Source organism: Streptomyces sp. CBMA123, from assembly GCF_014596465.1.
Taxonomy (GTDB): Bacteria; Actinomycetota; Actinomycetes; order Streptomycetales; family Streptomycetaceae; genus Kitasatospora.
The window spans coordinates 1-8,877 of sequence record NZ_MECK01000219.1 but is presented as its reverse complement, the minus strand read 5'-3'; the positions used below and the strand labels follow the sequence as shown (position 1 = coordinate 8,877).

6 protein-coding genes and 1 pseudogene are annotated in these 8,877 nt (G+C 73.5%); all 7 read left to right on the top strand.

Annotation, left to right across the window (positions count from 1 at the left end):
- Positions 1-1,158 (top strand): thiol reductant ABC exporter subunit CydC (gene cydC / locus BG452_RS23275; RefSeq protein ID WP_188306296.1); only part of this gene is annotated, 1,158 nt, incomplete at its 5' end.
- Between the two features lie 48 nt (positions 1,159-1,206).
- Complete coding sequence (locus BG452_RS23270; protein WP_188306295.1) at positions 1,207-3,015, top strand: GAF domain-containing protein; 1,809 nt, start codon at positions 1,207-1,209, stop codon at positions 3,013-3,015.
- Positions 3,016-3,192: 177 nt separating this feature from the next.
- Complete coding sequence (locus BG452_RS23265; protein ID WP_188306294.1) at positions 3,193-3,681, top strand: DUF1508 domain-containing protein; 489 nt, start codon at positions 3,193-3,195, stop codon at positions 3,679-3,681.
- Positions 3,671-4,075, top strand: coding sequence for a hypothetical protein (locus tag BG452_RS23260; RefSeq protein ID WP_188306293.1), 405 nt, complete (start codon positions 3,671-3,673; stop codon positions 4,073-4,075). Before BG452_RS23265 ends, BG452_RS23260 begins: the two co-directional genes overlap by 11 nt.
- 328 nt (positions 4,076-4,403) lie before the next feature.
- Complete coding sequence (locus BG452_RS23255) at positions 4,404-5,444, top strand: PstS family phosphate ABC transporter substrate-binding protein (RefSeq protein ID WP_188306292.1); 1,041 nt, start codon at positions 4,404-4,406, stop codon at positions 5,442-5,444.
- A gap of 331 nt (positions 5,445-5,775) precedes the next feature.
- On the top strand, positions 5,776-6,375 hold the full coding sequence (locus BG452_RS23250) for a hypothetical protein (protein WP_188306291.1): 600 nt from the start codon (positions 5,776-5,778) through the stop codon (positions 6,373-6,375).
- Positions 6,376-6,622: 247 nt separating this feature from the next.
- Positions 6,623-8,877: pseudogene (locus BG452_RS23245) on the top strand (hypothetical protein); the annotation flags it as partial.

The following is an 8,877-nucleotide window of genomic DNA, read 5'->3' as shown; positions in this document are numbered from 1 at the left end:
GCCGCGCTGACCGGCCTCGCCGCCCGCTCGGCCGCCACCACCGCGCTCGGCACCGGGCTGATCGCGCTGCTCACCGGGCTCACGGTGGTCGCCGCGGCCGCCGTCGGCATCCAGGGGGTGCACGACGGCGCGCTCGCCCCGGTCTGCCTGGCCGTCGTGGTGCTGACCCCGCTGGCCGCCTTCGAGGCCGTGACCGGGATGCCGCTCGCCGTCCAGGCCCGTCAGCGCAGCCGCGCCGCCCGGGCCCGGCTGGACGAGGTGCTGACCGCCCCCGCCCCGGTCGAGGAGCCCGCCGCCCCGGCCGCGCTGCCCGAGCGGCCGCTGCCGGTCGCGGTGCGCGGGCTGACCGTACGGCACCCGGGACAGGCCGCGGACGCGCTCACCGGAGTCGACCTCGACCTCGCGCCCGGCCGCCGGATCGCCGTGGTCGGGCCCTCCGGCTCCGGCAAGACCACCCTCGCCCAGGCGCTGCTGCGCTTCCTGGAGCCGGGCGCCGGGTCCGTCACCTTCGCCGCCGGCCGTCCACAGGCGGTGGACAGCCGGGCGCTCGCGGGCGAGGACGTCCGCCGGGTGATCGGCCTCTGCGCCCAGGACGCCCATGTCTTCGACAGCTCGCTGCGGGAGAACCTGCGGCTCGCCCGCCCCGACGCCGACGAGGACCGGCTGCGCGCCGCCCTCGCCGCCGCCCGCCTGCTGGACTGGACGGACACCCTGCCCGAGGGCCTGGACACCATGGTCGGCGAGCACGGCGCCCGCCTCTCCGGCGGCCAGCGCCAGCGCCTCGCGCTGGCCCGGGCCCTGCTCGCCGACTTCCCGGTGCTGGTCCTGGACGAGCCCGCCGAGCACCTCGACCTGCCCACCGCCGACGCCCTCACCGCCGACCTGCTGGCCGCCACCGCGGGCCGCACCACCGTGCTGATCACCCACCGGCTCGCCGGACTGGACGACACCACCGTGGACGAGGTGCTGGTGCTGGACGCCGGCCGGGTCGCCGAGCGCGGCCGCTGGTCCGAGCTGGTCGCCGACCCGGACGGGCGGCTGCACGCGCTGTGGCGCCGGGAGCGGGAGGCGGACGGGGCGGCGGACGGGCCGGTGGACGGGGCGGTGGCGGGCAGACCGGCGGAGTCGGACGGGCTGCTGGAGCCGGCCGGTCTCTGATGGCCGCATCGGCCTTCGGCTGAAAACCGTACAAACTAGGCTTTCTCCATGGACCCCACGCCAGACCTCCCCGAGGCCGCCCCCGAGCCGACACCCCATCGGGTGCCCGAGATCGCCTCGCTCGGGCTGGACACCCTGGTCACCGAGGTCGCGGAACGCCTGCAGTCCGCCGCCGCCGTCACCGACCGGATGCAGCGGCTGCTGGAGGCGGTGGTCTCCATCGGCGCCGGACTCGACCTGCACGCCACCCTGCACCGGATCGCCACCGGCGCCGCCGAACTCGTCGACGCCCGGTACGCCGCCCTCGGCGTGATCGCCCCCGGCGGGCACGGCCTGGCCGACTTCATCCACGTCGGCATCGACGACGACACCGCCGCCGGGATCGGCGAACTGCCCGCCGGCCGCGGCATCCTCGGCGCGCTCATCGACCGCCCCGAACCGCTGCGGCTGACCGACCTCGGCGCCGACCCGCGCTCCTCCGGCTTCCCGCCCCACCACCCGCAGATGAACACCTTCCTGGGCGTGCCGATCAGGGTCCGCGAAGAGGTCTTCGGCAACCTCTACCTCACCGAGAAGAAGGGCGGCGGCGCCTTCACCCCCGAGGACGAACAGGTGGTGCACGCGCTCGCCGCGGCCGCCGGCGTCGCCATCGAGAACTCCCGGCTGTACGAGGAGGGGCGCCGCCGCGAACGCTGGATCGCCGGCGCCTCCGCCGTCACCACCGCACTGCTCTCCACCGAGCAGGCCGAGGGCGCGCTCACCGTCGCCGCCGAACAGGTCCGGGAGCTGGCGGGCGCGGCGCTCGGGATGATCCTGCTGCCCACCGGCACGGTGGGGGAGGGCGACTGCCAGATGCGGGTCGCCCACGCCTCCGGCGAGGCCGCCGAGTTCGTCCGTGGCGAACTGCTGCCGAAGGAGAGCTTCGCCGCCCAGCTGCTGGAGGGCGACAGCGTCTGCCTGGACGACATGTCCGGCGACCCGACCGTGGTGATGCGGCTCGCCCGCAGCTTCGGCCCGTCGATGGCCGTGCCGATGGTCGCCGCCGGGCGGGTGCTCGGCGGACTCTGCGTCTGGCGCTCGCGCGGCGCCCTGCCGTTCACCGACTCCGAGAAGCAGCTCGCCGAGACCTTCGCCTCCCAGGCCGCCCTCGCCCTGCGGCTCGCCGAGGGCCAGCGCGACCAGCAGCGCCTGGCCGTCTTCCAGGACCGTGACCGGATCGCCCGCGACCTCCACGACCTGGTCATCCAACGGCTGTTCGCCACCGGGATGATGCTGGAGAGCGCCGCCCGCCGGGCCGTCGTCCCCGAGGTCAGGGTCGGCATCGGCAAGGCCGTCGACGAACTGGACGCCACCATCCAGGAGGTCCGCACCACCATCTACGCCCTGCAGCACGACAACCACGGCGACGCCCCCGACACCCTGCGCACCCGCGTCCTGCGCGAGGCCAGCCAGGCCGCCGCGGCGCTCGGCTTCAAGCCCTCGGTCAGCTTCGTCGGCCCCGTCGAGAGCCTGGTCGGCGAGAACACCGGCCGCCAACTCCTCGCCGCACTGCGCGAGATGCTCTCCAACACGGCCCGGCACGCGCGCGCCTCCCGGGTCGGCGTGGAGATCGACGCCACCGTCCACCTGGGCGACGGCGGCCGGCCCGTCGGCGGCGACCCCGAGTCGCTGGACCGGGGCGGCCGGCCCGGCGTGCTGCTCACCGTCACCGACGACGGCGTCGGCATCCCGCACGGCGGCCGGCGCAGCGGCCTGCTCAACCTGACCCGGCGTGCGGAGGCCCTCGGCGGCGCCGCCTGGCACGAGCGCGGACCGTACCGGAAGGGGGCCGTGGTGCGCTGGACGGCCAGGCTCTGAAGGCACCCGGCAGGCCCGTGGGTACACCGATAGGTGAAAGCTGAACAAGGGAGAACTTCCCGACCAACGGCGCAAGTTGTGAACGTTCTGGGCTTTCGGCGGTTCCGTGTGCACACATAGCTTGACTCCCGTATCGGAGGGGACGGCGCTGATCAGAACCACTGGACGGAGGGGGCAGTGGACGCTTCCGGCCGCGGTCACACCGCAGCAGGGGCAAGCCGAGGGGGGTTCCGGACCGAGCGCGCACCGGACGGGCGCTACCGCTGGCAGCTGAAGGCATCCAACGGCCGGGTGGTGGCGATCACCTCCGCGCTGTTCGAGACGCCCGGCGAGGCCGAGCGGGGCTTCGACGGTCTGCGCGCCGTCGCCGCCGAACTGACCGCGCGGATCACCCATGTCCGCGACGGCATCGGCTGGATCTGGGTCATCCCCGGCTCGCGCACCCTGCCCGAAGTGCGCTCCAGCCGCGCGTACGAGCGGTACGCGACGTGCCAGAACGCCTTCCGCCGCTTCGTCGTGCTGCTCGCCAACCACCCCGCGCGCGAGCCGTCGGCACGCGAGCAGCCGGTGCGGGACGTCTCGGCCCGCGACGCCTCGGCCCGTGGCGTGCCGGCCCCCGAACCCGGCCGAAGAGCAGTGTCGTTGAGACGCCCCGATGGCCGCTGAGCGGCGCGGGCCGCGGCTGCTGATCGTGCCCGCGGCCGACCGCTGCGTGGGCTGGGCGCTGCGCGCCGCCAACGGGCGGCCGCTGGGCGTCGGCGTGCGGACGTACCGCAGCGAGGAGGAACTCGCCGAAGCGGTCCGCGAACTGATCATCGAACGGGCCGCGCTGCGCTGCTCGACGGCGCAGTCCGAGGGCCGCCAGTGGGTCTGGTCCGCCCACCTGCCGCTGCGCAGCACCCGGCCGGGCGCGGCCGACGGCGTCCCGGTCGCCCGCAGCGCGCGCGGCTACCTGCGGCGCGACCAGTGCCAGGCGGGCGTCGAGGGCTTCCTGGCCGGACTGCGATGGGTGGGGCAGGAGTTGCGGCGGTCCGGCCGGGACGGCCGCTGGCCGCTGTAGGTCCTGAAGACGGGCCCCGGTTCGTGCTGTCCCGGTGAAGCGCAGGTTTCCGGCAACACCCCGAGCCGTCTCCTGGAGAAGAACGTCGACCGGTTTCGGAGGCTCTGTTCCGCCCCTGTCACGTCCACCGTGACCAGTGGCTAAACCTCGTCGAACCGATGAGTCGACAATCCCGGGCCGGGCCCGACCACCCTTCCGACGCAACCTCCCGGCCGGACAGGATCTGCACTGCCGGAGCGGCCGCAGCAGACACGGCCGGCCGGTCCCGAACTCCCCCCGGAGTACGGGTTTCACGCGATGTACGTCCCTTCTTCGGAGGAACAGGAACATGCGTAAGACCGCTGCCAAGCTGCTCGCCGCCGCCGCGCTGGCGACCTCCCTCGCCACCGTCGCCACCGGCACCGCCGTGGCCGACCCGGCCGCCGGCGTCACCCCGGCCGCGCAGGACATCGTCGGCGTCGGCTCGGACACCACCCAGGCCGTGCTGGACCAGTTCTCCACCGACTACAACGCCTCGCTGGGCTCCGGCTCCACCGCCCCGCGCCTGTACAGCTACGACGCGACCGGCACCTCGCCGATCACCACCAAGACGGGTGCCACCTCCATCACCCGTCCGAACGGCTCCGGCGCCGGCATCTCCGCGCTGGCCGCCAACACCAGCGCCACCGTGGACTTCGCCCGCTCCTCCCGCGACCCGCAGTCCTCGGACCCGAACACCTTCGACTTCGTCGCCTACGCGACGGACGCGGTGTCCTGGGCGGCCCAGAACGGCGGCCACGCGCCGGCCAACCTGACGACGCAGAACCTGAAGGACATCTTCAACTGCAACGTCACCACCTGGAACCAGATCGACCCGAGCCTGTCGACCAACACCATCAAGCCCTTCCTGCCGCAGGCCAACTCCGGCACCCGCGCGTTCTTCCTGAAGACGCTCGGCATCACCACCATCAACTCCTGCGTCACCCAGGGCGTCCAGGAGAACCAGGGCAGCGCCCTCGCGCTGCAGGACCCCGACGCGGTGGTCCCCTACTCCGTCGCCCACTTCATCGGCCAGGCGTACTACGGCAAGGGCAGCGGCAGCGACGTCCAGGGCCCGCTGACCGTCCGCAGCATCGACGGCGTCGCCCCGATCGACACCACCAACAAGGTGATCACCGACGCCTTCGCGAGCACCAACTACGCCCGCTCGGTCTACAACGTCCTGCGCCACGCCGAGTTCGTCGCCACCGACACCCACGGCACCGCGCTGCAGGCGATCTTCGGCACCAACGGCTGGATCTGCAACAACGCCACCGCGACCGCCGACCTCCAGAGCTTCGGCTTCCTGCCGCTGCCGGCCGGCGCCTGCGGCAGCACCCTGCACTCCTGATCGACCCCGCACCCCGCACGACCCGGCGGCCACGGACCTCGCGCCTGTGGCCGCCGGCCGCCACCGTCCCGGCCGCCTCCGGCCGCCCCGGCCGTGGCGGACCCGGGAGGGCCGACGCTGCCGGTCGCGCGGGACCCGGCGGGAGCGGGGGCGCCACCTTCGCAGGTGGTGCCGAACCGGCTCCCGGCCGACGACAACGCGACCCTCCCGAGTCCGGACACGACCACGCCGCGCCCGTGCGCCGCTCGCCGAGCGGTGAACGGTGCGGCCACCACAGCTCTCTGACTAGCCGTCATCTCTGCACCACCTCACCTCTCCCAGGGAGTACACCATGGCAAGAATCGGCGCCCGTCTCGCTGCCACCGGGGCAGCCGTGGTCCTCGGGATCACCGGCTTCAGCAGCGTGGCCGTGGCCGACAGCACCGTCGCCGCCACCACCGCGCCCACCGGCAGCGCGGTGATCACCGTCGATCAGCAGTTCCTGGCCGGCACCGCGCTCAACGGCATCATCGTCGTCCCGCTGCCGTCGGCCACGGCGGACGACACCGACAACGTCCTCACCACGACCTTCCCGGTCACCGGCGGCGTCGCCAACATCCCGGCGTTCAACGGCCACGTGCAGTTCGGCGGCGGCCTGCTGTTCGTGAACCTCGACAACGGCAAGAACGTGGCCTTCAAGCAGCTGGACTTCGGCGTCCGGGCCTGGAACATCTCGGCCGTTCCGGCCGGCGGCACCGCGCCGGTGGCGCTGCTGGACCCGCGTGGCTACACCCAGCGGGGCGTCACGGGCACCACCCAGACGGTGTCGGCCACCAGCCTCCAGGTGGACGCGGCCGGGGCGCAGTACCTGGACTCCGCGCTCGGCACCACGTACTTCACGGGCGGCCAGTCGGTGGGCTCGCTCGCGCTGTCGTACACCCCCGGCAGCTGATCCGGCGCTCGGCCCGGACGCCCGGTGAACGGCGGGCCCGCGTTTCGGCGCGGGCCCGCCGGTGTGCCAAGGGGAGCCCCCAACTCCGTTCCAGGGTAGCCGCGTTGTGTTCTCGTACACCCTGTCGACCGGATTCGGACACATCCGGCTGGCCGAATGGTGGGTACTGGGGGTGCCCGGCCGTCGGCATGCCCGATCCCTTTGCGCCGTGTGCTGGGCGGCGCGGATTCGCACGGAGGTGCCCGCCATGAGAGTCCGACTGCCCGACCGGAGACACCCGGGATGGTGGCGCCGCCGGCTTCCGGCGGCCGCGTTGGTGTGGTCGGTGGTGGTGGCACTCGGGGTGGTGCCGATCGGCCTGGGCGTCGGGCCGCAGGCGGTGGCGGAGTCCTCCACCGTGACCGTCCCGGGGCCGAACCTGTTCGACCCGAAGAACCCGGGGGTGCCCGGCAAGCCCGGGAGCATCACCGTCTCGCAGACGAAGGACCTCACCAACCAGGTGGTCCAGGTCTCCTGGAGCGGTTTCACGCCGACCGTCGACGGCGTCGGGAACCCGCGGCCGACCGCGCACCGGTCGGACGCCACCACCTTCTACGCCGTCCGCATCTACGAGTGCCGCGGCGAGAAGCCGAGCATCACCGACTGCTACGACAGTTCGCTGTACGGCGGGGATCCGGCGGCGGGCTTCCAGCAGGCGGCCCCCAAGGTGACGGCTCCGGACTTCCCGAGCAACCTGGTGATCGCCCCGACCGGCCCGGACGGCTCCGGAGCCGCGGACGTCCAGCTGTACACCTCGGACCAGAGCCCGACCCTGGGCTGCGACGCCACCCACGCCTGCTCCCTGGTGGTGGAGGCGAACTACGGCGGGGACAGCCTCGGGGCGACCACCGCGGACCGTTCGGTGGACTGCCGGAACCACGCCATGGACAAGCTGCGCTCCCGCACCACCGCGGCCGACGTGGTGTTCAACCGCGTCGCCATGAACGGGATGGCGAGCGGCGAGCAGTGCGCCTGGGAGAACGCCAAGGTGATCCCGCTGTCCTTCGCGCCGACGCCCGCCGCCTGCGACTCGCAGACGCCGGCGTTCGTGTCCGAGGGGCTGGAGATGGCCAACCGGGCCGTGCAGAAGTGGCGGGCCGGCCTGTGCATCGGGGACTCGCCGCTCTCCTTCCAGTACCTGTCCGCCAGCGGTGAGCCGCAGGCCCGCACCCGCTTCCTCGCCGGGACGACGGACGTGGCCCTGACGGCGCTCCCGGACACGGCGGCCCCGGCGCGCCCGTACGTCTACGCGCCGCTGGCCACCTCGGGGGTGTCGGTGGTGTTCCTGGTCGACGACCCGACGACGGGCCGGCAGATCAGGGACATGAAGCTCAACGCCCGGCTGATGGCGAAGCTGCTCACCCAGTCCTACTCGCCGAAGGGCGCCGTGAAGTCGGTGCAGGGGAACCCGACCTGTGTCTTCGCGGACCCGGAGTTCCTGAAGCTGAACCCGCTGCCCGACGCGTCGGGGCTCAAGTGGCCGCAGTTCTGCAACGTCAACGAGTTCGCCCCGACCGTCGTGGGCGGGACGACGGACCTGGTCCACCGGCTGACCTCGTGGATCGCCGCCGACCCGGACGCCGCACGGTTCCTGGACGGCGAGCCCGACCCGTGGGGCACGCACGTCGACACCTACTACCTGCGGCCCGCGTTCTCCGGGTACCCGGTCGACACCTTCATCCGGCAGGACTCGTCCGGGATGGACAAGCCCACCAGCGACGAGCAGAAGCACTGGCGCGAGTTCGAGTGGAACCCGGTCACCTCCGGGCTGGGCGACCTGGTCCGCAGGACCCTGCAGAACAAGCCCAACTGCATCCAGGCGAGCGTCAACGGCGCGGGCGGCCACGACGCGTGCGTGCCCATGGAGCCCGGCACCCGGACACTGTTCTCGATCATGGACACCGGCCAGGCCAAGGCCTACTCGCTCCCCGAGGCCCAACTGCTCAACCCGGCCGACTCGTTCGTCTCCCCCAGCACCACCGGCTTCCAGGCCGCGGTGGCCGACATGACCGTCGACGCCGCCACCGGCGTGCAGTCGCTGCCCTACGGGAGCGCCGACACCGCCTTCTCCCGCGACCAGCGGGCGTACCCGCTGACCCTCGTGCAGTACGCGATGGTGCCGACCCAGGGCGTTCCGGCCGACAAGGCGGCCGCGATCACCAGGTTCCTGCGGACCACCACGACGAGCGGCCAGGTCTACGGCAACGAGCCGGGCCACCTGGCGCCCGGCTTCCTCGCGCTCACCGGAGCCCAGCGGGCCCAGGCGGCCGACGCCGCCTCGCACGTGGAGACCCAGGACGCCAAGCTGCCCGGCAACCAGGCCGCGCCGTCGAACCCGCCGGCTGTCGGCCCGGGTGACGGGGGCACCGGCGGGGGCACCCCGCCGGAGGGCTCGGGCGCCGCGGCCGGCACCACCCCCGTCAGTGCCGGCGCCGACGGCGGTACGGCCGGCGGCGGTTCCGG